This window comes from Lysinibacillus sp. (genome assembly GCF_032093475.1).
Taxonomy (GTDB): Bacteria; Bacillota; Bacilli; order Bacillales_A; family Planococcaceae; genus Lysinibacillus; species Lysinibacillus irui.
In genome coordinates this window covers 4,695-31,175 of sequence record NZ_DAMDAY010000037.1, presented here as the reverse complement: position 1 = coordinate 31,175, position 26,481 = coordinate 4,695, and the positions used below count along the sequence as shown (strand labels likewise).

Annotated in this window: 32 protein-coding genes and 1 pseudogene; 26 read left to right on the top strand and 7 right to left on the bottom strand. The window is 37.6% G+C overall.

Annotated elements, in window-relative coordinates:
• The 8 genes from RT445_RS10200 to RT445_RS10165 all read left to right on the top strand — a co-directional run.
• Positions 1-274, top strand: a 274-nt coding sequence (locus tag RT445_RS10200) for a hypothetical protein (RefSeq protein WP_313470517.1), incomplete at its 5' end; no start/stop codon positions are given.
• 14 nt (positions 275-288) lie between these two features.
• Positions 289-411: a hypothetical protein gene (locus RT445_RS10195; protein ID WP_313470515.1), complete on the top strand. Its 123-nt coding sequence runs from the start codon at positions 289-291 to the stop codon at positions 409-411.
• A 174-nt stretch (positions 412-585) separates the two neighbouring features.
• Positions 586-1,023, top strand: a complete 438-nt coding sequence (locus RT445_RS10190) for a hypothetical protein (protein ID WP_313470513.1) — start codon at positions 586-588, stop codon at positions 1,021-1,023.
• A gap of 79 nt (positions 1,024-1,102) precedes the next feature.
• Complete coding sequence (locus tag RT445_RS10185) at positions 1,103-1,396, top strand: 3-isopropylmalate dehydrogenase (RefSeq protein WP_313470511.1); 294 nt, start codon at positions 1,103-1,105, stop codon at positions 1,394-1,396.
• Between the two features lie 127 nt (positions 1,397-1,523).
• Positions 1,524-2,021: a DUF5412 family protein gene (locus tag RT445_RS10180; protein WP_274797120.1), complete on the top strand. Its 498-nt coding sequence runs from the start codon at positions 1,524-1,526 to the stop codon at positions 2,019-2,021.
• 145 nt (positions 2,022-2,166) lie between these two features.
• A complete protein-coding gene (locus RT445_RS10175) occupies positions 2,167-2,679 on the top strand; it encodes a hypothetical protein (protein ID WP_313470509.1) in 513 nt (170 codons plus the stop codon).
• A gap of 104 nt (positions 2,680-2,783) precedes the next feature.
• Positions 2,784-3,062 carry an ArsR/SmtB family transcription factor gene (locus RT445_RS10170; protein WP_313470507.1) on the top strand — a complete coding sequence of 93 codons (279 nt, stop codon included), beginning with the start codon at positions 2,784-2,786 and terminating at the stop codon, positions 3,060-3,062.
• Positions 3,063-3,112: 50 nt separating this feature from the next.
• Entirely contained in the window at positions 3,113-3,496 is a 384-nt protein-coding gene (locus RT445_RS10165; protein ID WP_313470505.1) for a VOC family protein, read from the top strand.
• Between the two features lie 52 nt (positions 3,497-3,548).
• On the opposite strand, the gene RT445_RS10160 is transcribed toward RT445_RS10165, so the two are convergent.
• Together RT445_RS10160 and RT445_RS10155 are read right to left on the bottom strand one after the other, a co-directional pair.
• On the bottom strand, positions 3,549-3,701 hold the full coding sequence (locus RT445_RS10160) for a hypothetical protein (protein WP_313470503.1): 153 nt from the start codon (positions 3,699-3,701) through the stop codon (positions 3,549-3,551).
• 78 nt (positions 3,702-3,779) lie between these two features.
• Entirely contained in the window at positions 3,780-4,625 is an 846-nt protein-coding gene (locus RT445_RS10155; protein WP_313470501.1) for a copper amine oxidase N-terminal domain-containing protein, read from the bottom strand.
• A gap of 146 nt (positions 4,626-4,771) precedes the next feature.
• On the opposite strand from RT445_RS10155, the gene RT445_RS10150 reads away from it, so the two are divergent.
• Complete coding sequence (locus RT445_RS10150) at positions 4,772-4,936, top strand: hypothetical protein (protein ID WP_274797126.1); 165 nt, start codon at positions 4,772-4,774, stop codon at positions 4,934-4,936.
• 403 nt (positions 4,937-5,339) lie between these two features.
• On the opposite strand, the pseudogene RT445_RS10145 reads toward RT445_RS10150, so the two are convergent.
• Both RT445_RS10145 and RT445_RS10140 read right to left on the bottom strand, forming a co-directional pair.
• Positions 5,340-5,800 (bottom strand): annotated as a pseudogene (locus tag RT445_RS10145) (DinB family protein).
• A gap of 86 nt (positions 5,801-5,886) precedes the next feature.
• Entirely contained in the window at positions 5,887-6,504 is a 618-nt protein-coding gene (locus RT445_RS10140; protein WP_274797127.1) for a LysE family translocator, read from the bottom strand.
• Positions 6,505-6,653: 149 nt separating this feature from the next.
• Between RT445_RS10140 and RT445_RS10135 the strand changes: the two genes are divergently transcribed.
• The 6 genes from RT445_RS10135 (at position 6,654) to RT445_RS10110 (ending at position 9,421) form a co-directional block, all read left to right on the top strand.
• Positions 6,654-6,893, top strand: a complete 240-nt coding sequence (locus RT445_RS10135; RefSeq protein WP_313470498.1) for a DUF3953 domain-containing protein — start codon at positions 6,654-6,656, stop codon at positions 6,891-6,893.
• A 73-nt stretch (positions 6,894-6,966) separates the two neighbouring features.
• Positions 6,967-7,392 (top strand): 3-hydroxyacyl-ACP dehydratase FabZ, encoded by a 426-nt coding sequence (gene fabZ, locus RT445_RS10130; protein ID WP_274797129.1) that lies wholly within the window; start codon positions 6,967-6,969, stop codon positions 7,390-7,392.
• 27 nt (positions 7,393-7,419) lie between these two features.
• Positions 7,420-7,599 carry a hypothetical protein gene (locus tag RT445_RS10125; protein ID WP_274797130.1) on the top strand — a complete coding sequence of 60 codons (180 nt, stop codon included), beginning with the start codon at positions 7,420-7,422 and terminating at the stop codon, positions 7,597-7,599.
• Positions 7,600-7,768: 169 nt separating this feature from the next.
• Positions 7,769-8,182 carry a hydroxymyristoyl-ACP dehydratase gene (locus tag RT445_RS10120; protein WP_274797131.1) on the top strand — a complete coding sequence of 138 codons (414 nt, stop codon included), beginning with the start codon at positions 7,769-7,771 and terminating at the stop codon, positions 8,180-8,182.
• Positions 8,166-8,612 (top strand): DinB family protein, encoded by a 447-nt coding sequence (locus tag RT445_RS10115; RefSeq protein ID WP_274797132.1) that lies wholly within the window; start codon positions 8,166-8,168, stop codon positions 8,610-8,612. Before RT445_RS10120 ends, RT445_RS10115 begins: the two co-directional genes overlap by 17 nt.
• A 62-nt stretch (positions 8,613-8,674) precedes the next feature.
• Positions 8,675-9,421, top strand: coding sequence for a polysaccharide deacetylase family protein (locus RT445_RS10110; RefSeq protein WP_274797134.1), 747 nt, complete (start codon positions 8,675-8,677; stop codon positions 9,419-9,421).
• Between the two features lie 44 nt (positions 9,422-9,465).
• On the opposite strand, the gene RT445_RS10105 is transcribed toward RT445_RS10110, so the two are convergent.
• The gene (locus RT445_RS10105) at positions 9,466-9,744 is read right to left on the bottom strand and encodes a translation initiation factor 2 (RefSeq protein WP_274797135.1); all 279 of its coding nucleotides are present in this window, start codon (positions 9,742-9,744) and stop codon (positions 9,466-9,468) included.
• 140 nt (positions 9,745-9,884) lie between these two features.
• On the opposite strand from RT445_RS10105, the gene RT445_RS10100 reads away from it, so the two are divergent.
• From RT445_RS10100 to RT445_RS10070, 7 genes are all read left to right on the top strand, one after another.
• Positions 9,885-10,652 (top strand): GNAT family N-acetyltransferase, encoded by a 768-nt coding sequence (locus RT445_RS10100; RefSeq protein WP_274797136.1) that lies wholly within the window; start codon positions 9,885-9,887, stop codon positions 10,650-10,652.
• 289 nt (positions 10,653-10,941) lie between these two features.
• Positions 10,942-12,456: a lmo1851 family serine protease gene (locus RT445_RS10095; protein ID WP_274797137.1), complete on the top strand. Its 1,515-nt coding sequence runs from the start codon at positions 10,942-10,944 to the stop codon at positions 12,454-12,456.
• 70 nt (positions 12,457-12,526) lie between these two features.
• Positions 12,527-13,429, top strand: coding sequence for a CobW family GTP-binding protein (locus tag RT445_RS10090; protein ID WP_274797138.1), 903 nt, complete (start codon positions 12,527-12,529; stop codon positions 13,427-13,429).
• Positions 13,430-13,873: 444 nt separating this feature from the next.
• On the top strand, positions 13,874-14,560 hold the full coding sequence (locus tag RT445_RS10085; protein WP_274797140.1) for a CAP domain-containing protein: 687 nt from the start codon (positions 13,874-13,876) through the stop codon (positions 14,558-14,560).
• Between the two features lie 600 nt (positions 14,561-15,160).
• Positions 15,161-16,594 (top strand): spore germination protein, encoded by a 1,434-nt coding sequence (locus tag RT445_RS10080; protein ID WP_274797141.1) that lies wholly within the window; start codon positions 15,161-15,163, stop codon positions 16,592-16,594.
• Positions 16,591-17,616 (top strand): GerAB/ArcD/ProY family transporter, encoded by a 1,026-nt coding sequence (locus RT445_RS10075; protein ID WP_274797142.1) that lies wholly within the window; start codon positions 16,591-16,593, stop codon positions 17,614-17,616. Before RT445_RS10080 ends, RT445_RS10075 begins: the two co-directional genes overlap by 4 nt.
• On the top strand, positions 17,606-18,682 hold the full coding sequence (locus RT445_RS10070) for a Ger(x)C family spore germination protein (protein WP_274797143.1): 1,077 nt from the start codon (positions 17,606-17,608) through the stop codon (positions 18,680-18,682). Before RT445_RS10075 ends, RT445_RS10070 begins: the two co-directional genes overlap by 11 nt.
• A gap of 39 nt (positions 18,683-18,721) precedes the next feature.
• Here the strand turns inward: RT445_RS10070 and RT445_RS10065 are convergent, their stop codons facing one another.
• Positions 18,722-20,068, bottom strand: coding sequence for an MATE family efflux transporter (locus RT445_RS10065; protein WP_274797144.1), 1,347 nt, complete (start codon positions 20,066-20,068; stop codon positions 18,722-18,724).
• A gap of 171 nt (positions 20,069-20,239) precedes the next feature.
• Between RT445_RS10065 and RT445_RS10060 the strand changes: the two genes are divergently transcribed.
• Positions 20,240-21,316, top strand: coding sequence for an undecaprenyldiphospho-muramoylpentapeptide beta-N-acetylglucosaminyltransferase (locus RT445_RS10060; RefSeq protein WP_274797145.1), 1,077 nt, complete (start codon positions 20,240-20,242; stop codon positions 21,314-21,316).
• Between the two features lie 68 nt (positions 21,317-21,384).
• Here RT445_RS10060 and RT445_RS10055 read toward each other — a convergent pair whose 3' ends face one another.
• Positions 21,385-21,933, bottom strand: coding sequence for a GNAT family N-acetyltransferase (locus RT445_RS10055; RefSeq protein WP_274797147.1), 549 nt, complete (start codon positions 21,931-21,933; stop codon positions 21,385-21,387).
• A 606-nt stretch (positions 21,934-22,539) separates the two neighbouring features.
• Between RT445_RS10055 and RT445_RS10050 the strand changes: the two genes are divergently transcribed.
• The 3 genes from RT445_RS10050 to RT445_RS10040 form a co-directional block, all read left to right on the top strand.
• Entirely contained in the window at positions 22,540-24,501 is a 1,962-nt protein-coding gene (locus tag RT445_RS10050; protein ID WP_313470492.1) for a diguanylate cyclase domain-containing protein, read from the top strand.
• Between the two features lie 113 nt (positions 24,502-24,614).
• Positions 24,615-25,289: a response regulator transcription factor gene (locus tag RT445_RS10045; RefSeq protein ID WP_274797150.1), complete on the top strand. Its 675-nt coding sequence runs from the start codon at positions 24,615-24,617 to the stop codon at positions 25,287-25,289.
• On the top strand, positions 25,286-26,481 hold a 1,196-nt coding region (locus RT445_RS10040; protein ID WP_313470490.1), incomplete at its 3' end, for a sensor histidine kinase. The genes RT445_RS10045 and RT445_RS10040, both read left to right, overlap by 4 nt.

The window sequence follows — 26,481 nt, the reverse complement described above, 5'->3', positions numbered from 1 at the left end:
GAGAAAAGCGCTCAAAAAAGTGAGGGACCCGCTCCAAATGATGGGGGTAGCGCTCGAAAAAGAGAGGCCCCCGCTCCAAATGATGAGAAAAGCGCTCGATAAAGTAAGGGACCCGCTCCAAATGATAGGAGAAGCGCTCGATAAAGTAAGGACCCCGCTCCAAATGAGGAGAGAAGCGCTCGATAAAGTAAGGGACCCGCTCCAAATGATGGGAGAAACGCTCGAAAAAGAGAGGACCCCGCTCCAAATAATGGGAAAGCGCTCGATAAAGTAAGGGACCCGCTCCAAATGATGAGAAAAGCGCTCGATAAAGTAAGGACCCCGCTCCAAACGATGAGAAAAGCGCTCAAAAAAGAGAAGCTCCCGTTCCAAGCGGTGCGAGAATTAGAGGCTATTTATAATAATGTTTGAAAAAATCAACTCGTTAGTTAGTCTTGAGGTGATTATTTTTTTGGATATTTATGTTAAAATTAATTTTAAGTAAATCATCGAATTCCCCTTTATGTTATGTTGATATGTATCATCGACAAGCGGTGTTTCCTTATTGAGCTAGCTGCGTATTTTGGTAGAAAAGAGTGATGTGGAATGACTAAAGATAAAAAACAATCTAAGAAAAGAGGTAGTAAAGTCATATACGGTACGACGCCTGAAGAACGATTTAAAGAAGTACACGGAATGACAATAGAGGAATGGCAAGCAAAAGAAGTAGAAATGTTTAAAGCTAAAACAGGTATGAGTTCCGACGAATGGTATAGACAACAGGTTAATTCTTCAACACCAATTGATTATTTAATAAAAAGTAATGGCGGTGTTTCTCAGGATGATATCGAACTGGTGCGAGATTTACAAGAGTTGGGATTAAACGATAGCGTTATAAATGTATTGTTAGATTATGTAAAAATTGTTAATAGAATTGGTTTTATTCACCCGTTAGTAAGAGAAATGGGGGAATGTTGGCTCAAAAAAAAGATCGTAACTATAGAAAGTGCAATAGCTTTTGTCAGAGAAGAATGGGATAAATAGGGTTCGCGGACCCTTATTAAACTAATGGTGCAAAATTGTCCACCTATAGTTTTTATAATAAAAATATAAGGAGAGCTAAATGGATTATTTCTTCATAATTCTAATGGGTTTTTTTATCGTTATTGCAAATATTATTGGGTTTATCTCATACAGAAAAAAGAAGAATCTCTATTTTTCTGCTTTTACAATACTACTACTAGCAATCTTTTTTGGTGCGCTCGGTGGAACATTAGCAATAATAATTATTCGAGATCCTTTCGCGCTGTTTTATGGCATGCAACTTGGGTATTATTTAATGATAAATAGTGCTATCGTTTTTATTATTGCCATTTTAGCAACTGTTGTAAAAAAATATAACAGCAAAAACATTTGATTCGCTACTTTACTTTAAAAAGAGTTTTGCGAAATGATATGTTAATGAAAAAAGAGGGATGACTATATTCATTTTTTTTGGATTATTTATTACGATTATTTTATTTCTGATGTTATGTGCGAACATAATGATTTCTACCATTACAAAGAAAGCTTTTCCTAAAAAAATGCTCATTGCAACATTGTTAGGCATTGTTCTGACATCTTCAATCTTTGTATATAAAATGTACTTTTTTTCATTCAGTAATATTGATAGAGAATTTATTCAAAAAGGACCTGGACCTGTAACATCCCCTACAGAAAAGTATGATGCTAATGCTTATTACGAACCATATGGTGGAGCTGCAGGTGGTGTAAATGTATGGGTTGAAATTACAAATAATATGGAGAAAAGTAAGGTCAAAACAGTTTATTATAGTGATGCTAAGAGTAATTTTGCGATGGAATGGCTGGATGAGGATACGCTGTACATAGTAAATGATGACCCCAGCTATCCAAATTCAAATAGAAGCATCCAATTAATAATTGATAAAGAGATTTATCATGAAAATGGATTGGCTTGTAAAAGTTTGTTAATGAAAGATGAATATGAAACTTGCTATCAAAACTTCAGGAAAGACCCTTGATTCTCAGTGTTGTAGGGTGGTTTTGCATTACCTATACTTAAATCAAAAAAATAATTCAATTTTGAACTTTTTTTAAAGTGGAGTTTTTTTGTTTGCTATAAATTATTTATTAATATTAGGTATTGATTTAAAGAGATAAGAACGTATGGCAATGTGTGAAAACAGCTCAATAAGTATAGGACCCGCTCCAAACGAGGAGTTAAGCGCTCAAAAAAGAGAAGCCTCCGCTCCAAACGATGATAGAAGCGCTCGAAAAAGAGAAGAACCCGCTCCAAACAATGCGAGAAGCGCTCAAAAAGTAAGGAACCCGCCCCAAACGATGAGAGAAGCGCTTAAAAAAGAGAAGCCTCCGCTCCAAACAATGAGAGAAGCGCTCAAAAAAGAGAAGCCCCCGCTCCAAACGAGGAGAGAACCGCTCAAAAAAGAGAAGCCCTCGCTCCAAACAATGAGAGAAGCGCTCAAAAAAGAGAAGCCTCCGCTCCAAACAATGAGAGAAGCGCTCAAAAAAAAGAAGCCTCCGCTCCAAATGATGAGAAAAGCGCTCAAAAAAGAGAAGCCCCCGCTCCAAATGAGGAGAGAACCGCTCATAAAAGAGTTATCCCCGCTCAAACCAATAAGGCAACTGCTCAAAAAAACTAAAACCCGCTCCAAAATGTAAGAAGCAATCCCCACAAAAACAAATCGTTCCATCCTATCCTATACATGCAACTGATTAGTTGCTTCTAATTGACGTGCAACCAAATAGTTGCATATAATCGATGTATGAATTGGGATAAAGACGCTATTTTTAAAGCACTTGGGGATTCGACACGGAGACTTATATTAGACGAACTAGCCGAACGTGACGAGATGACGTTGTATGAATTGACGGTTCGCCTTCTCATGAAGTATGAACTTTCTATTTCGAGACAGGGGATTGCCAAACATCTTTCAGTGTTAGAAAATGCAGGACTCGTCACATCACAACGTAAGGGAAAATATCGAGTGATGATCTTCAATAAAGAACCACTTCAAGATTTGCTGAAAGGATGGGTAGAGTAAAGTAAGAGACGGCACTGGCACTACACCACAAAGACAAGGAGGAAAATATATTGAATATCATAGTAAACAGTATATTTGTACAAGATCAGGCGAAGGCACTGGCATTTTATACGGAGAAGCTAGGGTTTGTAAAAAAGGAGGATGTTCCTGTAGGTAAATATAGATGGTTAACGCTTGTTGCGCCTAATGATCAAGAGGGTACCGAGCTTTTGCTCGAACCAGATGAGCATCCTGCAGCAAAAGATTATCAAAAGAGGATTTTCGCAGAAGGGATTCCCGCAACGATGTTTGGTGTTGCAGATATAGAAAAAGAGTATTCGAGTTTGCTGGAGAAGGGTGTAAAGTTTACTATTGCACCGACCAAAACAGGGGATGTCACAATAGCAGTTTTCGATGATACTTGTGGTAATCTTATACAGATTATACAAAGATAGTCCAAAATAGAAGCGTGTTTTGATGGTATTTCATCAAAACACGCTTTTCCAATTAGTCATCAAGTACCAAAACACTTTGATGTTCTTTTGGCTCTGCATTGACGGTCTGTTCTTTGGCTTCGGCTTCCTCACTAGGCGGAGCTTGTTCCGCGGAGCAGGCAGCCAGGAAAAGTAGCACAATACTTAGTAACAGTAATTTCTGCATGTGACAAACCTCCATCGAGCAAACGTTGATAGGAATAGTTTGCGCAAATTCATACAGAATATGTTAAGCATTAAAAATTTAAGCTACTGTATTACTAATAACGGTACTAAAGCCATTTTCTGATGCATTGTTGATAAGCTGTTGAATCGAATTCACGGCTTGCTCTGAGAAGATATACCAGCTATTTTCGGAAACATCATGTAGAAGTACCTTAGGATAGCCTTCTAGTAGTTCTTCTGGGAAAGGACCGTTTAATGAATAAATATCAAATTGCTTGATACTATTATTGTCATGAGTCATAAAATCATACTGGCCAAGCTTGTAGTAAGACCCAGGTTCATCTAAATTAAAGTGCCAATAATATTCCTTTGGAGCTTCTACTTTGTCGCCTTTCTCTTCTTGGAAAATTTTATAAATAGCGTTGTGATAGGCATTGCCCTTTATCTCCTGAATGATACCACCCATTGTCATATGGTATTCATATTGTAGGGCCTTTATTTTTTCATTTTCAATCAGCAATGGTTTAGTGGCAATAGACACTGTTCCTTGCTTGTAATCGACTTGGCTGCCAAATGTTTCGGCAATAAAGCGGAGCGGTACATAGGTACGGTTATTTTTAATGTAAGGTTTTACATCTAATTGCTCCTTTTTGTCATTTTTAATGACTGTTTGATTGTTGACATTTAAAGAAACCGTTGTTTGATTCATCGATAGGGTAATTTTCGAATCTTTCCAATCAACTTGGGCACCAAGGTTTTCGCTGATTACACGTAAAGGTACCATTGTTCGATTGTTTTTTTGCTCGGGTGCTGTATCCGTTTTTACTACAACATCGTCAATCTTAATTTGAGTCGTGGCAGCTTCAGCCGGTGAAGCCATCCATAACATTGATGTTATACAAAGTCCTGTGAAAATTTTCTTCATGGTAATAAACCTCCTATATATAAAAAATTGCCACATATACAATTTTACCATAATATTCTTCTGTTTTTAATAAAATTTTTGTATAAATACCGTAGCGTATAATCCGATTATGTTATCTAATACTAAAACTGAAAGGAGGTTATTCTGTGAAATTTTTAACTTGGGGCATTGTAGGTGTAGCGCTTTTTGCAGCCATGAAAGGCTATGGGAAATCAAACCAAGGACAGAAGGAAAGCTTTCAGCAAACGACAACACCTGTTCAATTAGTTGCAAATGCTAATCCACTGACAGCCAATACACCGAAACAATAACATGAAATATAGGCTTATAGATTGATTTTAATCTATAAGCTTACTAAATTTTACATAAATATCCTATCATTGGTATAATAGATTACGAGAAAATGGGTGTAGATGCTTGATTTTAAAAATTATCATGATGACGATTTAGAAGTAATCAATTATTTTATGTACATAATGTCAACGCTCAAGATTATTCAGAGGCACAATTGGGGGCTTGAGCACCTTCAGAAATGCAGCCAATAAAGTTTATTGGTCTGAAGTTGAAGACGTTCGGACAAGAATATATCGAGCCTTAGAAATAAATAAAGGTGGAAATTGTCTACCGCAACAAAATGGTTAAATCTTATTTTGATTTGCATCTGATAAAGGTAACTTAAAAATTAGCAATGAATAAGGAAGCAAAAGACCCGAATTAGTTCAGGAATCGATGAATGGTTAAAATAGCTTGGAAATGCAACCCTTCATGAAAGATAGTGCGTAGCAGTACTTGTTCAATTGTTTGCATGCCCATGTCAATAGGGGGAAATTCTTCAGCCAATCGATCACCATATCGTTCCTTGACTTGGTCAGGCTGCCGAGTCAAGTACTTTTTAATTCCTCAAAGGTAGGCGTTTTTTTGTCAAAATGATTCGGCGATGTGCCAAAACCAAACCATTTCATGAAAACGTCTAGCTCCGCATCCTTTTCTTTTGTTAATGCTTCTATCCATAAATATTGATCGAGATAGAGATGGCCCAAATTCCAGCGAATATTATTATGAAAACCAGTTGGAATGATATTTGCCTCTTCTTCAGACACATGCTCTAGGAAGTGGAGCAACTCGCTACGGTAATGAGCTAATTGCTCAAATAAATTTTCTTGACGTTGATTCAAGTTAAACCCTCCTTTTTAGTATGTATTGGCTAACATTCTTCATTTTCCTGCAAAAAAGAAGAACACATATCGTGTTCTTCTTCAAATTATCTACTTTGTGTCTGTAACGCTAAACGGACACCGAGACCGATATAAACGAAGCCAACTGTCTTTTCAAGCCAACGTGAGCTACCACTCGTTTTCGTAAAGATTTTCTCACCGATGAAGCTTGTAATAATTGCTAGTAGGATAGTATACAAGGCACTCATTACGACAAAAGTAATCCCCAGCGTTAGCAATTGGCTTGTGACAGATTGTTCATTGTGCTGAATAAATTGTGGTAGGAAGGCAAGGAAAAATAATGCCGTCTTCGGGTTTAAAATTTCTGCCAAAAACCCTTGGCGGAATGACGTACTAGCAGGGCTTTGTTCCACAGTTGGTTGTTCGATTTTCTTTGGTTTTGTGAGGAGCATTTGAATACCTAAATACACAAGGTAGGCTACCCCTATATATTTCACCACTTCAAAGGCAGTGGCTGATTTCATTAAAATAGCAGAAAGACCTAAAACAGCCGCTAATGTATGCACTAAATCTCCAAGACCAATGCCTAAAGCTGTATAGATTCCATTCTTTTTACCACTTTTTAATGTTTGTGTAATCGTGATAATGACAGCAGGACCTGGAATTAAAAATAATAAAAGAACTATTGCAATAAAAGATAACATGCTAAACCATCCTATTCTAATAAACTAATCATTCTAGGGTGAATGCATGGAATATTATATTCTAGCTACAGTGCGGCTGTCGATAAAGAAATATTGAAAAAGTAATGAAAAAATATTCAGAAAAGTAATTTAACGGGGGAGTGATTGCAATGAGCAGATCTTTAGGCTTACAACTACTATTTGCTGTGGTCATTATTATGATTAGCGTTTATGGTCTCGTAACAAAGGACTTTACGTTTTTACCTGTTACCTTCACCTTATTAGGCTTAACATTTATACTTATCGGGGTGAGAGAGTGGCGAAAGGAGAATAAATCGGCAATGAGCATCGTATCATTTGGCACAGCTTGTTTTCTATTTTTGGTTGTAGCACTGTCTTTTTTTCCTTAAACTCTATTTTTAGTATCAACTACTAATAATTAGTGTTAGAATAAGGCTATAAAAAGCTGTGGAGGGATTACGTATGTTAACTGGTCAACAAATTCAAGAAATTTTACCACACCGTTATCCATTTCTTTTAGTAGATCGTGTGTTGGAATTAGAGGAAGGAAAGCGAGCAGTGGGGCTAAAAAATGTGACCATCAATGAGGAGTTCTTTAACGGTCATTTTTCACATTACCCTGTAATGCCTGGTGTGCTAATTGTAGAAGCACTTGCACAAGTCAGTGCAGTCATTATGCTAACAAAGGAGGGGAATGAGGGACGCTTAGGTTTATTGGCAGGTATTGATCATTGTCGCTTTAAAAAACAAGTAAAACCTGGTGATCAACTACGCCTTGAGGTGAACATTACACGAGTTAAGGGAGCAATAGGAAAAGGGACAGGAATAGCGACTGTAGATGGAGAAATCGTATGTGAAACGGATCTTGTTTTTGCATTTGGTAATTAAAAAAATTTCGCAAATGGAGGTGCTAGTATGAAGTATACCATCATGCTGTATATTGCTATTTGTATGATGCAAATTATCATTTTAGCGAACATTACTATTGCTAAAGGTGCTTATAATGGACTGGCAATGTGGCTCTGTACGACGGTTTTTGTCTTTGCTTCTACCATGTTTGGGCTAAGCTGGCAACGGAAAAGCACTAAAAAATAGTAACTTTACTTTCTGACGTACTACTTCTCCATCTTTCTATCATATAGTATAAGGTCTAATTGTTTTTATCATGAGCGGATGAGGAGGTTTAAGGGTCGCCTTCATTGACATTAAAGATGAGCTATTAAAGCCTGAGAAAGCGCTGGCGAATGATTTTGGGGATCAATTTGTGCTTAAGTTTCATAAAAATATACTTCATAAAAAGCTAAACGATGAGGTATATAGGTCTTATTTTGTTATTTTTCAACAGCAATATACAATTCAAGAGGTTCAATATATCATCCGAATTTTAAAATTACAGGCGGATGAAATTATGCGTTATAAGCCTATTTTTATCACGTTAAGTGGGGTTATTCTGTCCGTATTGATGTTCATTGCTGCGACGATGAATAACATGTTCTTAGTGGGGATGTCGCTTGTCCAGCTTGTGTCAATAACGGTATTAAGCTTTACGATCACTGTTTTAATGATTTCCATTAAAATTGAAAAAGAGTATAAACGAGTGCAAGATGTCATTGCGTTGTTAGATTATTATGTTCAGATTAATCAGGTAGGGAGTGACCATTATGCAAAAGACGATTGATCAATTACAATATTGGATTATAAAAGTGCCCGAATTATTTCATGTGATGACAGCAGAAGAAATAGCGCATCGACCTGCGGCGAAAAAGTGGTCTAAAAAAGAAATAGTTGGTCATTTATGTGATTCGGCTATAGTTAATCTTGAAAGACTAATAAACATCCAGTATAAGGCTTCACCATACGTAGTGACTACATACGACCAAGTGCGATGGGTCGAGTTACAGGGTTATCAAGAAATGCCAATAGAAGCTATTTTACAGCTATGGACGAGCTTAAACAAAAAAATCATCTATGTGCTGGAAAACATACCTGAAAAATCGTTAGAACTACCGATTGTTATGAATCAGCAACATTTGACACTAGCATCGCTTATTCAAGATTATGTGCAACATTTGGAACATCATATACAACATCAAATTTGCGAAACGTAAGCATTTTTTTATGAAATCCTCAAATAATAAAGTACGAAAAAATTATTTGGGGACGTGAAAATGTGAAAAAGCTTTTACTGTTTTTACTACCACTTTGTCTAATTACCGTGTCATTTTTTTATATGAAAGTGAGTTCTTCTGAGAATAAAGGAAGAAAGTATTATGAAGAAGCGGGACAAATTCTTTGGGAAATCCAAACAGATGAAAAAATCATTGCCTTAACTTTTGATGATGGCCCGCATCGTAAATATACAGCAGAAATTCTCGATGTCTTGGAGCAATATAATGCGAAAGCTACCTTTTTTATTGTCGGTCAAAATGCAGAAAAAAATCCAGAACTCCTTTCAAGAATGTATGAAGAGGGGCATGAATTAGCCAATCACACATTTACGCACCCTTTAAAAACAAATGTGCCGAACTTAATGAAAGAAATTCAACAAACCGATGAAGTAATTGTTGGTATTACGGGCTATCAGCCAACATTATTCCGGCCGGTCGAGGGACAATATACCGATGCAATGATTGAAGCAATTGCCAAGGAAGGCTATAAAGTCGTGATGTGGTCCTGGCATTTGGATACGCTAGATTGGAAAAGCCCTGGAGTCCATCGTATCGTTAACACGGTACTGAAAGGTGTGGAGGCTGGTAATATTGTTCTCTTTCATGATGGTGGTGGAAACCGAGCCCAAACAGTCAAAGCACTGGAGCAGATTCTACCTGAGCTGGAAAAACAGGGTTATCAATTTGTAACAGTTTCTGAATTGATGGAAATACAGGGGACGCCGAAAAAAATGGAAAAAAAACAGTAGTGTTGAAGCAAAACGTCTTCAACACTTTTTCTTTATGTAAAGGGTTATTTTAACATTTTTTTAATTTGTTTAAGCTCAGTAATTAAATAATCAATTTGTTTCTGCATATTATCTATTTTCACTGTTTGATTGCCATTCCCGTTGCCATTATTATTTTGAGAAGAATCATTGTTCGCGTTTTGGAGCGCTTCTAGTACAAGACCAGCTGCAATGGTCTGTAAGCCATCCCCTAGTGTTGAAATGGCTGTACCAATATAAGATAGCTTAGCCGCGTAAATTTCTATGGATTCATTGCCTTGGTTTTGTTTATTATTTCTCCCCATTGTTTTTCCTCCTTACATGTGTCATTACTAGCATCATATGCGTAAGCTTAAGAAAAGGCGATTCACGTTCACGATAACGCTATTTGAATCATTCACCAATAATGGTAAAATTAGCAGAAATCATTATTGGAGGAAATGCCATGTCACAGGTAGAAATGCTTGAAATGAACGGAGAATGGTTAGAGGGAATGGGCAGTTTCTGTTTACGGAGCAAAAAGAATTCGCCAGGCTATCTAAACAAAAACAAATGGCTCAATCAACAATTTGAAAAAGGTTTACACTACATACAGCTACTTGAAAATGGTAAACAAGTAGGTTTTATTGAGTATGCAGATGCGGAGTACTCGTCGAGGGTCGTTTATGCTGATGGCTTTGTAGTTATTCATTGTCTCTGGGTGAGTGCAGTAGGCAAGGGTTACGGAACACAATTACTGAAAAAATGTTTAGAGGATGCCAAAAAGAGAGGGAAAAAAGAAGTAGTCGTCCTATCGAATGATCAAACATCCTGGACACCGAGCAAGGATTTATTTTTACAGCACCAATTTCAATGTATTGCAACAGCACCTTATGATTTCGAATTATTAATGTTTGCATTACAAGAAAATATTGATTTGCCCTACTTTCCTAATAACTGGAAGGAACGATTGGCGAAATTTCAAAACCTAACTATTTTGCGTTCGTTTCAATGCCCCTATGTTGAAGTAGCTACAGAAAACATTCAAGTAGCGGCGAATAAATTAGGATTGATACCAGATCTGATTGACCTTCAAAATAGAGAGGATCTGATGGAAAAATCGCCTACTCCATATGGCATTTTTTCTGTCGTTTATAAAGGGCAACTTATTACCTTTCATCGATTAACCGTCCATTCGGTCTATAAAAAACTGCAAAAATTAATGAATAGTTAATGAGGTGCAACTTTTTTGCTCTCTTGCACGTTATATTCTTATAGCATTTCTATGTTTCTTTTAGTTTTTTGTTGACTGCTACTAGGAAATGAGTAAAATTAAAAGGCAGTACCATTATATGTCTAAACTTAGGTGAATAGGTGCTAGAATACTAGATAGGATGAAGCATGATTGGACATGGTCTGTCATGAAATTTTGACAGTCTTTTTCTTTTCGTCTTCTGTATAACCTGTTAAGATGGTAGTAGTGTGACAACAAGTTAGTGTAAATGAGAGTGGTGACAATCAAGATGGATGAACAGAAAAAGGAAAGTACAGAACAGCAGCAGGAATCGACACCAGCTGAAATAAAGCCGGCAGGACAATTTATTCAACTGAAACCGTTTAAATTTATCATGCTCATGTTCTTTACTATTCTTATCACGGCAGGTTTAACGATTTTTGCGTTAACATTTGGTGATAAGAAAGTAGTGGAAGTGAAAGTTCCGGTTGAACGTGCGGAATTTACAAAATTATATGAAGCATTTGATTTACTGAAAAATAACTATTACCAAGATATTGATGATGAAAAAGTAGTCGACGGTGCGATCAATGGTATGTTTGATGCATTAGGAGATCCATATTCTGACTTTATGGTGAAGGAAGAGGCCGACCAATTTAATTCTGGCTTATCTTCTAGCTTCCAAGGAATTGGTGCTGAAATTCAAGAACGTAATGGTTATATTACAGTTGTGTCACCTATCAAAAATTCTCCTGCTGAAAAGGCAGGCTTATTACCAAAAGATATCATCTTAACGGTTGATGGGAAAAGCATTCAAGGCTTCAGTGCAACGGAAGCAGTGGCACTCATTCGCGGGGAAAAAGGAACACCTGTGAAATTAACAGTGAAACGCGGAGAAAATACGGAGCCTATTCACATGACAATTGTTCGTGATGATATACCAGTGGAAACAGTGTATGGCGAAATGCTTGATGGCAATATTGCCCATATTCAAATTACATCATTTAGTGAACAAACTGCCCAAGAGCTTGACAAAATCCTTGCTGAATACGAAGGTAAAGGCATGAAGGGCATTGTCTTAGATTTACGTCAAAATCCTGGTGGCTACTTAAAAGCTGCAGTAGATATTTCTAACTTCTTTGTACCAGAGGGCAAGGCGATTGTTCAGGTTCAAGAAAAAAATGCAGAGCCACAAATCACAAACGCTATTGCAGGGAAGAAATATAATCTACCAATCACAGTGCTTGTCGATAATGGTAGTGCTTCTGCTTCAGAGATTTTAGCAGGTGCTTTAAAAGAATCTGTTGGTGCCAAAGTTGTAGGTGAAACATCCTTCGGTAAAGGTACTGTTCAAAATGTGACACCATTAAAAGATGGTTCTAATCTGAAATTTACAACAGGTAAATGGTTAACGCCTAAAGGTAACTGGATTAATGAAAAAGGGATTGAGCCTGATGTCAAAGTGGCTTACCCATCTTATGCCTCTTTACCATACTTGAATGCCTCTATTGAAATGAAGGCAGGTTTACAATCTGACTCTGTGAAAGCAGCAGAGGAGATGCTTCAAGTATTAGGGTATGAGCCTGGTGAGGTCGATGGCATTTTTGATGACAATACAGAGCGTGCTGTAGAAGAACTACAAGCAGCGAATAATCTTGAACAAACAGGTATTTTAACTGGTAATACAACGTACGCATTAATGGATGCTTTACGTGCGAAAATGAAAGCGGATGATCCACAGTTGTTAAAAGCCAAAGAGCTTCTTTTAGGAACAGCTGAAAAAACTGAGGAATCAACAAACTAACAGTGTAGCTGTCGCAGCAGTCGTCTTTCACGGCATCTGCGACAGCTTTTTTTATAGGAGGATGAATAAGATGAAAGATGTATACCTTTTTAGTGGCTTTTTAGGGAGTGGCAAAACGTCAATGCTTACAGATGTCATTCGCCAACTAAAAGAAAAAAACTTAAAGCCAGCAGTCATTATGAATGAGCTTGGGAAGTTACCATTTGACTCACAGGCAGTAGAAAAAGATATTCCTCTTAAAGAGATGCTAGAAGGCTGTATTTGCTGTTCAGGTGCTGAAAAAACGGAGGCGCAAATTCAATCTCTTCTATTAGATAGTGATTTTGATGTGTTAATTATTGAAACAACAGGTGCAGCACATCCCGTGGAAGCATTAGATGCTGTGTATTCACCCCTTTTTGCTGATAAGCTTAATGTCAAAGGCATTGTCACAGTAGCTGATTCTAAGCTTTGGCTCCATCGTGAAACGCTAACACCGCAAGTACGTTCTTTATTTATGGAACAAATTCGCCATGCACATCTCTTATTGGCAAATAAAACAGATTTATTAACAGAGGTGGAGCAAGGTCAGGTCGTCTACGAGCTCCAGGGCTTAAACCCACATGCCTTTATTTTGCAAACAACAAATGGGCGTGTACCACTACATTTATTAGAGGGATTAAAGGCAACGACACAGGCTGATAAAGCGGACATTGTCAAAGCACCTATTGCCTCCTTGCAGCTTGGCTCACGCTTAGTAGAATTCACGGATGTGGAATTTTCTCAGGAGCAGTTTGAAGATTGGGTTCGAACATTACCTGAAACGATTTACCGTATGAAAGGCTATGTACCAATTGAGGGCATCAAAAATCCGATGCTGTTCCAATACGCTTATGGGATGGTACAATGGCTGCCCGAGTATATTAAAATGCCAGCAAAACTTGTCATCATTGGAGAGAATGTTGGTTCACTACCTGTTATTGGGATGAATTAAATAAAATGTTAACCTGCGCATTTTTACACATATAGGTCATGTGTAGTTTTACGCAGGTTCTTTTATTTTTATGTAAATGAAATGTAACGCCTTTGTAACATAACTGTAATATTAGAATGGCTATCAGCTATCAATGCTAGCCATCTCAAGCTCTATTCAACAATTGAAATGAAAAAATGAGGAATAGGATCGGTTGCATAAAACATACATTTTTTATTCATTTTAAATGCTGTTTTTCGAAAATATTTACTAGTTTAAGAGGAGTGTCAACCCTCTTTCGAACGTAAGTATTTCATAGATTGGAGAAACCTACTAAAAAGTAGGGTAAAAAAAACCCGATTTTTCGCGCATTTCTTTCCTTGTTGGCGTAGTTAGCAAATGATGGTAGGAATTTAAAGAAAATCATCCCTTACGATTAATGGCAGAGAAGGAGGAATTGCAAACATGAAAAAAACACTCACTGCAATTTGTGCAACATTTCTATTAGCAGCTCCAATTCAAATAGCTTCTGCTGCTACTAATACAACAGAAGGGAATTCCGTAAAGCAGTCAACGAACTGTAATGTTTATTATTATAAATGGTCAAACAATCATAAGTGGAACATTCAATTACCACAGGCATCTACACCATCTAAAGAGACGCCAACTACAAATGATAATACACAACCGACACCAAATAATAATCAACCATCACAAAATGAAAAACCAGCAACAACACCATCTACAACAACACCATCTACAACAACTTCAGATGTAAACGCGTTTGAACAAGAAGTAGTTAAATTAACAAATGCAGAACGTACAAAAGCAGGTTTATCACCACTTCAAACTGATGCAAAATTAATGGCTGCAGCTCGTGAAAAATCACAAGATATGCAAAGTAAAAACTATTTCTCACATACAAGTCCAACATTCGGTTCACCATTTGATCGCATGAAAGCTTTAGGTATCACTTACAAAGCTGCTGGTGAGAACATTGCCCAAGGTCAACGTTCACCACAAGAGGTGGTACAAGCATGGATGGACTCACCAGGTCACCGTGCGAATATCTTAAACGGTAACTTTACACATATCGGGGTAGGTTACGTGAAATCAGGTAACTACTGGACACAACAATTTATCCAAAAATAATCAACCGTTTAAAGAAAGATGCTCTATAAGTCTGCCGAGGCTTATAGAGCATTTTTTTTGTTGATTTAATGGGGAGCTACCTTCTAGAAAAGTAGCATATGGCAAAGTAATTAGAACGGATTTCTTCAAATAGGAGCGGGTATCAAGGAAAAAAGAGCGGTATTCCTGCAAAAAGGAGCGGGTAGCAATGTAAAAGGAGCACCTTTCATCAAAATAGGAGCGGGTAGCAAAATAAAAGGAGCGCCTATCCTCTAAATAGGAGCGGGAACCAAGGTAATCGAGCACCTTTCAACTAAATAGGAGCTTATACTAACGTATTAAGAGCGCTTTTCGTCCAAATAGGAGCGTATATCAAGGAAATATGCGCGCTTCTCTTGACACAAGAGGGTGAGAAGGAATTAGCCTTGCATAACCAACATGAAAAAATGGAAGGTAAGCCTTTTCTGTATGAGGATCTCGAGACTTATTTTAAAAAATAAAACACCATCAAGATGCTCCTTTTTCCTTAAGGGCATCTTTTTTTATGTCTCTGTTCCCTTATAAGAGTGGCGTTTGAAAACTGCTAAAAATGCTTATACTCTCCAATAGAGGAGGCGTTTTATGGATAAAGTGGAATATATGATGAAAAGCCTGCAAAAAGTATTCTACCATTCATCTGATTTGACAGTCAGACAGGTAGATTGGCATGAAGGAAACCCTGCTATTTTATGCTTTTACGCTTCTCTTGTTGATGCGAAGGAAGTACAAAAAGTATTAGATACGATTTATGCACGATTAGATACAGAAAAGCCTTTTTGGAGTGAAACCTTAATTACGACATTAGAAGATTTTGACCTCCCTCTAGCGATTGAGCGGGTATGCCAGGGCGAAACAATTGTTATATTGCCTGAAATAGGGAAAATGCTGACACTTTCTATTATCAACGATGTCCACCGAAATCTTGAAGAACCTATTAATGAACATATTCTACGTGGCTCCCATGAAGGTTTTATTGAAAGAATCGATACGAATTTAGCCTTGTTACGCAAACGGGTGAATAATCCAGCGCTTGTCGTTAAATCTTTTCTGGTTGGCAAAGAAACCAAAACAAAAGCGTATTATCTCTACATGGATGGGGTGATCCAACCGGAGACACTGCGTGAGATAGAGAAGCGTATTAGGTCTCTCGATATCGACTATTTTTATAGTATAGGTCAATTAAGTGATGCATTGGAGGATTCTGTGTTGTCTCCATTTCCTCAATTGCTAAATACAGAACATCCTGATCGGGTTGTTGCCAATTTAGTGGAGGGTAAGGTTGTCGTGATGACGAATATTTCACCAACCGCTTTTATTGCACCCGTCACGTTTTTCTCTTTCTATCAAACACCAGACGACTACAATGGTCGAGTAATCGTTGGATCCTTTTATAAAATTGTCCGATTGCTGTCGTTTATAACTGCTGTTTTTTTACCAGCTTTTTATATTGCCGTGATTAGCTTTCACTTTGAGGTATTGCCTTTGGAATTAAGTAATCAAGTGAAAAATGATGTAAAGGATATCCCTTATCGTCCATTAATCGAAGCCCTTATTCTTGAAATTATTATGGAATTAATTCGAGAATCGAGCATTCGTTTACCACAATCCGTAGGGCAAACCATCGGGATTGTTGGAGGCTTAGTTATAGGGGATGCAATTGTAAGTGCGGGCCTAGTATCCAATTTAATGGTCATCGTTGTCGCTCTAACGGCTATTTCCAGCTATGTGGTGCCATCCGTTGAATTGAATAGTACAATTCGTATGCTACGATTTCCGTTTATGGTACTAGCCTCTATGTTTGGTTTTTTAGGGATTGTTGTGGGGATTGTTATTTTACTCATTCATCTCCTCAATTTAACGTCCTTAAAACAGCCGTATTTTTCACCGATCATTCCATTTCAGCCAAAAGCGGTCTTTAAAATCTTTTTACGCTGGCCGTTTATTAAGCCATCCGTTCAAGTTACTAGCTTTCAGCCGCCAAAGGATGCACAGGCAAAAAATGAGGATACACCATGAATGTTTCTCTTTCAAAAGCTCAATTTTTTCTTTTATTATTTATCATACAGACAGGTGTTGTTTATATTGCCTTCCAAACACCATTAATCATTGGCAGTCAGACGAATGCTTGGTGGATCTTTATGGTAGGTAGTGTCATACATTATGGTCTACTCCTATTTTTCGAACGTAATTATCAATATTTCTATTTAAATGCATTCTTTCGATGGATCTATCAAATTTATTGGCTGCTGCTAACAGCTATTTTAATTGCCTATATGGGCTATGTATTAGCCTCATGGGTACTCCCGCAGACACCTGAATGGATTGTTGTAGTCATTATTGCTGCACTATCTCTTTATGCTAATGTGAGTAGACCTGAAACAGTCATTAATATGAGTGTCATGCTACTGCCGATTATTTTGCTATTTGTGATTTTTTTAATGCTAGCGCTACCTGACTTAACGTGGAGTAACCTTTTCCCAGTTGAGTGGAATAATAAACAAATCATAGCGGGGATCATTCATAGCACTTACGCTTATTTTGGAATTGAAATGTACCTCATCTATCGACCGTATGTACAGAAGGAATTACAGGTCAAAGGGAAACCATTGTTCATCTATCAACTGGTCATTTTTATTTTTTTCTTTATGTCGATTGTTTTTACGCAAATGTTTTTTGGTTTGGAGGAGATCAAGCTTATTCCAGAGCCAATTATGTATATTTTGAAATCACAGGAAGTCACATTCGTGAAGCGGCTTGATATTTTTTTCGTTTATATATGGCTTTCTTGGTCGATTGTTACGGTCATGATTTTCGGACTGTCTTTTCGTTTGCTGTATTTGAAGAAAAATAGGAAGAAACCGATTGGAAGTATAGTTGTCTATCACATATTGCTAGCTGTTCTTCCGCTTTTTGTTATTAAATTCCGAAGCATAGAAATAATCAAAAACTCTTTACATTATCTATTTTTAGTCTTTACGTTTTTGTTACCCATTGTCATTATCTATTGGAATAAATGGAGGGGAAAAGGTGTATCGTAAGGGGATTCTACTGATGTTGTCCGTCTTGCTGCTTGTCGCTTGTTGGGATGAACGCCTCTATAAAAATGCTTCCGTTGTGACGCTTGTTGGTGTGGAAGGGCGTGTGGGGGAATATAAAGGTTATTATGCCTATCCCAACAATACTGCTCAGCAAACAGAGATTATTATGGCTGAGGGAATTTCACCAAGGGATGTTCGTAGTAAAGCCAATTTGAATGTCGAGCAGACACTTGATTTATCAGAACTATCAACTATTCTTGTTTCGGATCAAACGGTAAAAGAGCCCCTTTATGATATTTTAGATATTTATTTTCGTGATCCCCATAACCCCATTTCCATTAAAATTGCAATAACAGATGGGGATGTTCAACCGTTTATTGACTTAACAAAAGATTTATCGGGTAGTGCAGGAGGCTATTATCAACGGTTTATTGAAAGTTCAGAAGAAAATACCTATTTTCCGAAGCTGGATTTACAGACCGTTGGCTCGATGTTATTTGAACAGACAATCGATATTGCTCTTCCATATATCAAGCTAAGTGAGGATAGAAAGCATGCGGTTGCAGCTGGTTTAGCCTTGTTTTCAGGTCAAACCTTTACGGGTACAGTCTTAACACCAGATCAATCATTAATGATGCTGCTTTTAATGAATCAATCTAGTAAACAAGCACGAATGAGCTATATGTGGAAGCATGATGGAAAAGAAATGCCGATTACAGCAAATGTTATTCATGTGAAAAGGAAATGGACAGTGAATGAGGAATTACGAAGAATCACGATGGACTATCAAATAGACATGGAAATTGAGGAATTTGCCCAAAATCATTTATATAAAGATTCCATTTTCAAAGATGTTCAACAATTGTTTCAAGATCGTGTGCAGGCTGAATTTGAGGAGGTTTTACGCATTCTTCAAAATCAAAAGTCAGATACATTAGGGATAGGTCGTCATATTCGGGCTTACCACCCAAACATGTTTCAAGAAAACTGGCGTGATGAATTTGCATCATTACAGCTTGTGCCGACAGTTCAAGTAAAAATCATTCGTACAGGAGTTATACGATAAAAATCGCCTTTCTCAACAGGAAAAGGCGATTTTTAATCGTTAGACGGTCACTCTTTTTTGTACGATAAGTAAGCGAATGAGAAGGGTAATAGCACCCATTGTAAGGCCTGCAACAAGTCCAATCCAATAGCCGAATGGGCCAAAATCAGTATGCGTAGCAAGGACATAGCCTACAGGCAAGCCGATTACCCAGTAAGAGATAATGGCCATTATAAATGTTATCATCACATCTTTATATCCTCTTAAAGCTCCCTGTACAGGTGCTTGGATCGCATCAGATAGCTGGAAAATCGCCGCATAGACTAAAAACTGTACGGCATATTCGAGCACCATGCTGTCTGCTGTATACATATGAGCTACTGGTTCACGTAAAATGAATAGGATACAAGCAGAAATAAAGCTAAACAAAATGGCTGTTCCTACACATAGATAACTATAAATGCGGGCATCACGCATGCGTCCAGCGCCAATTTCAAAGCCTACTAATATCGTAACGCCCATGGAAATACTAAGCGGTACCATATATAAAAGGGAAGTGAAATTTAAGGCAATCTGGTGGGCTGCAATTATTTCAGTGCTAAAGTTACTCATCATCATCGTCACGGCAGAGAAAATACTTGTTTCTGCAAATAAGGAAATGCCAATCGGTACACCAATGAGTAATATTTCCTTCCAGCGCAGCCATTCTAGTTTAGGCCATTGGTGAAACAGACGGAAACGTTCGAACGGTACTCGTTTCGCGATAATCCATACCGTAATCATGAAAATGAGCCAATATGTAATGGCTGTTGCGACACCAGCACCAATCCCACCAAGCTCAGGTGCGCCGAATTTACCGAAAATAAACATATAGTTAAGGGCAATATTAATCGGCGTTGTCATTAAAGTAATAATCATCGTGACACGTGTCTGTCCGAGTGCGTCAATAAAGCAACGCATAACAAAGAATAAGAATAGTGGTAATAGACCAGCACACATTGCATAAATGTAGCCCTTGGCAATATTATGTACAGCAGATTCTAAGCTCATCTTGCTAAGTATCCAGTCAATGCCAAAAAAGAGTCCTGAGAAAATAATAATAGCTAGCATGATGGCTACATAAATGCCTTGCTGGACAGCCTTTTTAGCATCCATCTCTTTTTTTGCACCGACAAGCTGTGAGACAATCGGTGTAATGGCAAGAAGAATCCCTGACAGGCCAGTATAAATGGGCATCCAGATAGAGGAGCCAATCGATACACCTGCTAAATCTGCCGTCCCATAGCGACTGGACATTAAAATATCAAAAAATGAAATGAGATAAATAGCTACTTGTGTCACTAGTATAGGGACAATCATTTTTAAGAGTAATGCGTATTTTTCCTTGATTGTAGATGTTTGGTACATGTTTTATACTTCCTTCATGAACATAATGAACAAGTATAGCATATGTAAAGAGAGAAAAGCTGAATTTTTCATGCTTCATCTATATCTTTTCGTCAGCATATAGTAAAATAGAACACTGTAAACAAAAAGTAGTGCTGACTACAATGGTTTTTAAGGAATAGGAGAATTCATGTGAAACAACAAACAATCATTTTAACCGGTGGTGGGACAGCTGGCCATGTATCGTTAAACCAAGCGATACTCCCGTCTTTACTCGAACTTGGTTATGATGTCCACTATATTGGCTCAGAACAGGGTATTGAAAAAGAATTAATAGGCGAGGCATTTCCCAATGTTCCGTTTTATGGCATTGCGAGTGGTAAATTGCGTCGTTATTTTTCAATGAAAAATTTTACAGATCCATTTAAAGTGCTTGCTGGAATGATGCAGGCTTTTCGTATTATGAAAAAAGTGAAGCCTCAAGTTGTCTTTTCCAAAGGAGGTTTCGTTTCTGTCCCTGTTGTCATGGCAGCGAAACTCGCGGGTGTTCCTGTCGTTATTCATGAATCCGATGTGACGCCAGGTCTTGCTAATAAAATTGCGTTGCCTTTTGCGTCACATGTGTTTACGATTTTTGAAGAAACGCTGAAGCATTTACCACAAGAAAAGGCAACTTGCACGGGCTCTATTATCCGTCCAGAGCTGTTTCAAGGGGATAGAGCAAAAGGTTTATCTTTCTGTGGCTTTTCTACTTTAAAGCCGGTGTTACTTGTCATGGGAGGAAGTTTGGGCTCAGTGGTCCTCAATGAGGCCTTGCGTAAAAACTTGCCAGAGCTTTTAAAGCAATTTCATATTATCCATTTATGTGGTAAAGGGAATTACGATGAAGCGTTAGCAGAGATGCCAGGCTACAAGCAATTTGAATATGTGACTACTGAATTACCTGATTTATTGCATGCAGCTGATTTTATTGTGTCGCGAGCAGGCTCTAACTCCATCTTTGAATTTTTGGCGCTTCATAAGCCAATGCTTTTAGTGCCGCTTTCTGCACAAAAAAGCCGCGGAGATCAAATATTAAATGCCAATTTATTTAAAAAACAAGGCTATGCAGAAGTGTTACAGGAAGAAGAGCTAACAAAGGAATCATTTATGAAATCTGTTCATACTCTAACAGAGCGTAAGGCAGAAATGGTGGAGACGATGGCGAAAACGCAAAAGCCAAAAACACCAGATGAAATGGCGTCATTAATTTTACAATATAAAAAATAAAGGCTATAAAAAGAAGCTATAGGGCATGTCATGTGACAAAACCTATAGCTTCTTCTTATATAAGAGCGTTACATTGCTTGCTCTTCGCCTTCTTGTATTTGATGTGCTGTTGTTAGATAGAATAAATCTTTTGGAATTTTAAATAAATTAAATTGTGCCTCGCCGCTATTGACCTGTGCTAGTAGAGTAGGATGGCTTTCGTTTGCACTCATCACATAAGGGAGTTTTAACGCAGCACGCTGTGATTTTATATTTTCAACTCGTATACGGAGAAAGACCGTATGGAAATTGTATTCAAAAAATAACTCGTTTAAAAATAACATTTTCGCTTTTTGATTATAACCTTTACCTTGGTAAGGGAGTCCAATCCACGTTCCTAAAAAGCCTGCACCGTCCTCAACATCGTGTATACTAATGGTGCCGATTGGTTGACCCCAGTCATCAGTAATGGTCCTCGAGATAGCGAGTCCTCTCGCCTCCTCCTCAATCAGTTGTTTTGTCATAAACCAATATTCATCAGCTGATGTGGCTTTCTGACGGACAAAAGGGAATACAGAAGGGTGTGATAATAGCTCATAAAGCTCTGTACATTCATGCAGGTCTCGATGTTTAAGCATACGAAACGCCTCCTTTACTAGGGTAGTTAAAACAATTCCGTTGAAGCATAAAGAAGAAAACTAAAATTCGTACTGGAATTAAAACCCAAAGAACTAGACGTTATAACTATGATATTCCATAATCTCCCGCTGTCTTACTGATTTCGACCATACCGAAAAAAGGCTAGTTTTTTAAATATAATATAACACAGAAACTGTTTGATGCAATCATTTTGCTCGTAAAAAACAAAATTCAAGTTTAATAGTCAGTAAATTCTGATAAAGGAGATGGTAATATCAATTTTATTGTTGTTTTTTAACATTAAGTCTATCCTATCACTTTTAACTAAAATTAATCATTTATCCATTTCTTTAGTAGGATTTAAGTTTTGCTAGAATAGGTAATATATCAAATATTACCCTAAAAAGGATATATTATTTCTGATTCTAGAAAGGTAATTATTTATTTTTATGTTATAATAGTAGTATTATTTTAATTCTACATACGGATACATACTAACATTTTTATCATGATTGCAAGGGTTTTCTGGAGGTGACAGCATGGAGTATCTTTTAAGCTAAGATTTTTTTAATCAATTGTTTATTGGCAAGGATTTTGTTTTTCTCATGAAAAAAATAGGAGACGATTATCAATATATTCGCTTAAACCAAGCAGCTCGAGATCTGTTATCCAATGAGGCGATTGGAAAAATGCTTTCGACTGTTACCTCAAAACGAAATTTCTCGATCATTCAGAAAAAGTATCATCAGGCAATTAGCGAGCATAATCTGGTTGACTATGTAGATTATGCATATGTTCAGTCGGAGGTGCGTAAATACGAAACGTCCGTCAGACCATTGACATATAATAATGAAGACTATATTTTGGCCATCACGAAGGAAATTCTTTATGACCGCAGTATTGAAGATAAATTTTTATTTATGCGGTCCATGTTTGATCATGCCTTTTTCTCTACTGTTATTTTATCTGCTGAAGGCATGATTTACGAAGTGAATGCAAGCTTTATGGAAGGTTTCCAACTAGATAATGACAGCGTCAAGCAAAAAAGGTTTGTTGATCTACCAATCGTTCCAAAAGAAGAAGTGGAAGAAATAAATTTATGCTTACAAATGGCGGCAAGAGGGGAAAACGTTGCAGAAAAGATCATTAGATTGTACACGCTGGACCAACAGGAACGAATGTATTTAGTATCATTATCACCTGTGATGCAGGATGATAATTCTTTTGCTATATTTCTTATCATGCAAGACTTTACCCAATTCACGGTTCAAAAAGCAGAACTACGTTCGAAATCTCACGGGCTTGATGTATTTAAATCTGCATTAAACTCTGCCACGGCCATTGCCGTATTAGATCATGAAGGCAATATTTCTGAAGTAAGTGAAATGTTTTTACAGGCTTGTGGCTATAGCGCAGAGGAGCTAATTGGCCAGCCGTATGCATTAATCGAACCACGGATCCATGGGCAGGATTTTTTGCAGAGCATAAATGACAAGCTTAATGCAGGGGAGATTTGGCAGGGGGAGCTATGCTATCGGACGAAATATCATGCCGATTATTGGGTTGAAGCCACTATTGTTCCATTAAAAAACGAGTTTGGTGACATCGAACAAATTTTAACCATTAACTATGATATTACGGACAAGAAAAGAATGTTCACGGAATTAAAAAATATCGAACGAACTTTCCGCCTCATTACGGAAAATACGAACGATTTAATTGTCATCACGAATGAGGATGGCATCATTATTTATACATCCCCATCCTATAATATGTATTTAGGCTATGACAATGTAGAGCTGCAAGGACAGTTTTACAGTGACATTATTGATGGAGAAAGTAAGAGTGAGTGGCAATCATTCATTAATAATTATTCTGGTCAGACTGATACACAGTTTGAGCTACTACTGAGGGCGAAAGATGGTACGCCGATTTGGACGGAGGGCAATGTCACAGTTGTCCATGACCCTGAACGGGAGAAGGTGTCACAAATCATGATGGTGTCTCGTGAAATTACCCATCGTAAAGAACGGGAAAATGATTTGCTGTATCTAGCTTATCATGATGCTTTAACTCAGCTACCTAATCGACGTTATTTACAAAAGGAGTTTCCGAATTTACTGGTGGAAGCAAACGACAATCAGACATGTGTAGCTATGCTTTATCTAGATGGTGACGATTTTAAAGAGGTAAATGATCGCTTTGGCCATGACACAGGTGATGCATTTATTCAACGATTTGGCGATGCCTTAAACAAGACGATTCGTAGTCATGATATGGTTATTCGTCTAGGTGGCGATGAATTTATTGTCATCTTAACGGGGTTAACGAGAGATATAGAAAAAAGACATAGCCAAATGATGCATATTATTCGTCGGATTCGAGATGAATTAGCATTAGGCTGGATCATTGAAGATCATCATTTTTCACCAACAGCCTCCATAGGAATTGCTTATTATCCCGATCATGGCCAAACACTAGATGAGTTATTGGATTTAGCTGACCAAGCTTTATATAAATCAAAAGAATTGGGGAAAAATAAGCTCTCTATTTCTGGCAGCCATTAAAAAAGTCTGTCCACAAGGTAAACTTGTGAGACAGACTTTTTAATTGGTGTTATGCTAGTACCGTAAATGGATTAAAATCCTTCATACGCTATTTTGGAATAGAAGGTGATACGATGCCTAAAAAGATATTATTAGTAGAAGATGAAAAGCATATTGCTCGTTTTGTCGAACTAGAATTACAGCATGAAGGCTACGAGGTGAAAGCTGCTTTCGATGGTCGAGAAGGACTTGCAATGGCAACAGCTGAAAATTTTGATGTCCTGTTACTGGATGTAATGCTACCTGGCATTAATGGAATAGAGATTTGTCGGCGTATACGTTCACAGTCACAGGTTCCTATTATTTTATTAACGGCTAGAGATGCTGTCATGGATCGTGTAGCGGGCTTAGATGCAGGTGCGGATGACTATATCGTCAAACCGTTTGCGATTGAAGAGCTACTTGCGAGAATACGGACGATTTTACGTCGTGTCACGCCAGCGGCAGCAAACAGTGAATCCCTCTGTTTTCGCGATATCGAAATAGATGTAGCAGCCTATGAAGTTTTTGTGCAAGGGAATAAACTTGACTTAACAAAGACAGAATACGATTTACTGAAACTATTAATCGAGCACAAAAATAGAGTATGTACACGGGAACATATTTTAACGTCAGTTTGGGGATATGATACAGATATTGAGACCAATGTAGTAGATGTTTATATAAGACATTTACGCACAAAACTACCTGGTGATATGAATGCTTATATTGAAACCGTTCGAGGTGTTGGATACGTGATGCGTGAATGAACAAATTAAAAGGATATCTACGCCACCAATCTTTGCAAACAAAATGGATGTTAACGTCGAGTATCGTCATCTTTATTAGTTATACCATTATATGTGTTGTTGTTTATTTATTTCTTCATACATGGTTATTAAATGATGAAGAGAGTAAAGTAGTCCGAACTAGTAAGGATATCATCTCCTTTTTAGAATCTCAGGGTCCCAATATTACGATTCAGCAAATCCAACAAAATACAGGTTTACTGAAATCAATTGCCGATCGTGATGAAACGGTCAGATTGTTTAATGTAGATGGCATAGAAATCCTACGTATTAATCATACGTCAGAAGCCGTACCTCTTACTGCAATGCAAGAGGTTATCGAGACGACAATCGACAAGCAGGATGTATTAGTAATCAACGAGCCATTGCAACTAGGCTTTTTTCAGGGATATATTCAAGTCATACATCCGTTAACAAGCTTTCAATCACTGATGCATTATCTACTGACAGCGATGCTTATAGCAGGGATAGGCGCATTAGTGTTATCGGGTTCTATCGGCTATTATCTTGCCAATTATTTAATGAAGCCATTACGTGAATTGCGTGCATCGATGAAAAAGGTGATGGATCAGGGGTTTAATGAGCCTATCCAATTGACTTATACATCACATGATGAGATTGGCGATTTATTGAAAATGTACAATGCTATGATGAATGAGCTGCAAATTTCTTTTACTAAGCAGCAACAATTTGTGGCAGACGCTTCCCATGAGCTGCGAACACCCATACAAGCAATTGAAGGACATCTTTCACTTTTAAAAAGATGGGGCAAAAACGATCCTGCCATTTTAGAAGAATCGATAGATACCTCTTTATCGGAAATCGCACGTATGCGCAAAATGATAGAGGAATTATTAGAGCTTGCACGGCGTGAAGAAAAAGATCATGCGAGTGAGGCAAATGCACTGGTGGTACTCCAAGTGGTGATAGATGAACTGAAGCTCGTGCATCCACAAGCGCGAATTTTGCTGTCGAAGCATGGTGAAATAGGTCCGTTATTTATTACCGAAAATGCACTAAGTCAAATCGTTCGTAATATAATAGAGAATGCTATTCGTTATTGTGAAAAAATTCCTGAGATACAAATTTCTATTTCTGTTGCTGGAAATTATGCATGTTTAGAAATTGCTGATAATGGTATAGGAATAGCACA

What these genes read in the sequence shown, in the direction of transcription:
- RT445_RS10185 (WP_313470511.1), top strand. Translation starts at nt 1,103, where the DNA reads ATGGATTATTTCTTCATAATTCTAATGGGTTTTTTTATCGTTATTGCA.
- RT445_RS10085 (WP_274797140.1), top strand. Translation starts at nt 13,874, where the DNA reads ATGAAAAAAACACTCACTGCAATTTGTGCAACATTTCTATTAGCAGCT.
- RT445_RS10090 (WP_274797138.1), top strand. Translation starts at nt 12,527, where the DNA reads ATGAAAGATGTATACCTTTTTAGTGGCTTTTTAGGGAGTGGCAAAACG.
- RT445_RS10170 (WP_313470507.1), top strand. Translation starts at nt 2,784, where the DNA reads ATGAATTGGGATAAAGACGCTATTTTTAAAGCACTTGGGGATTCGACA.
- fabZ (WP_274797129.1), top strand. Translation starts at nt 6,967, where the DNA reads ATGTTAACTGGTCAACAAATTCAAGAAATTTTACCACACCGTTATCCA.
- RT445_RS10080 (WP_274797141.1), top strand. Translation starts at nt 15,161, where the DNA reads ATGGATAAAGTGGAATATATGATGAAAAGCCTGCAAAAAGTATTCTAC.
- RT445_RS10190 (WP_313470513.1), top strand. Translation starts at nt 586, where the DNA reads ATGACTAAAGATAAAAAACAATCTAAGAAAAGAGGTAGTAAAGTCATA.
- RT445_RS10100 (WP_274797136.1), top strand. Translation starts at nt 9,885, where the DNA reads ATGTCACAGGTAGAAATGCTTGAAATGAACGGAGAATGGTTAGAGGGA.
- RT445_RS10180 (WP_274797120.1), top strand. Translation starts at nt 1,524, where the DNA reads ATGATTTCTACCATTACAAAGAAAGCTTTTCCTAAAAAAATGCTCATT.
- RT445_RS10135 (WP_313470498.1), top strand. Translation starts at nt 6,654, where the DNA reads ATGAGCAGATCTTTAGGCTTACAACTACTATTTGCTGTGGTCATTATT.
- RT445_RS10105 (WP_274797135.1), bottom strand. Translation starts at nt 9,744, where the DNA reads ATGGGGAGAAATAATAAACAAAACCAAGGCAATGAATCCATAGAAATT.
- RT445_RS10195 (WP_313470515.1), top strand. Translation starts at nt 289, where the DNA reads ATGATGAGAAAAGCGCTCGATAAAGTAAGGACCCCGCTCCAAACGATG.
- RT445_RS10140 (WP_274797127.1), bottom strand. Translation starts at nt 6,504, where the DNA reads ATGTTATCTTTTATTGCAATAGTTCTTTTATTATTTTTAATTCCAGGT.
- RT445_RS10045 (WP_274797150.1), top strand. Translation starts at nt 24,615, where the DNA reads ATGCCTAAAAAGATATTATTAGTAGAAGATGAAAAGCATATTGCTCGT.
- RT445_RS10115 (WP_274797132.1), top strand. Translation starts at nt 8,166, where the DNA reads ATGCAAAAGACGATTGATCAATTACAATATTGGATTATAAAAGTGCCC.
- RT445_RS10125 (WP_274797130.1), top strand. Translation starts at nt 7,420, where the DNA reads ATGAAGTATACCATCATGCTGTATATTGCTATTTGTATGATGCAAATT.
- RT445_RS10055 (WP_274797147.1), bottom strand. Translation starts at nt 21,933, where the DNA reads ATGCTTAAACATCGAGACCTGCATGAATGTACAGAGCTTTATGAGCTA.
- RT445_RS10160 (WP_313470503.1), bottom strand. Translation starts at nt 3,701, where the DNA reads ATGCAGAAATTACTGTTACTAAGTATTGTGCTACTTTTCCTGGCTGCC.
- RT445_RS10075 (WP_274797142.1), top strand. Translation starts at nt 16,591, where the DNA reads ATGAATGTTTCTCTTTCAAAAGCTCAATTTTTTCTTTTATTATTTATC.
- RT445_RS10175 (WP_313470509.1), top strand. Translation starts at nt 2,167, where the DNA reads ATGGCAATGTGTGAAAACAGCTCAATAAGTATAGGACCCGCTCCAAAC.
- RT445_RS10095 (WP_274797137.1), top strand. Translation starts at nt 10,942, where the DNA reads ATGGATGAACAGAAAAAGGAAAGTACAGAACAGCAGCAGGAATCGACA.
- RT445_RS10065 (WP_274797144.1), bottom strand. Translation starts at nt 20,068, where the DNA reads ATGTACCAAACATCTACAATCAAGGAAAAATACGCATTACTCTTAAAA.
- RT445_RS10155 (WP_313470501.1), bottom strand. Translation starts at nt 4,625, where the DNA reads ATGAAGAAAATTTTCACAGGACTTTGTATAACATCAATGTTATGGATG.
- RT445_RS10050 (WP_313470492.1), top strand. Translation starts at nt 22,540, where the DNA reads ATGAAAAAAATAGGAGACGATTATCAATATATTCGCTTAAACCAAGCA.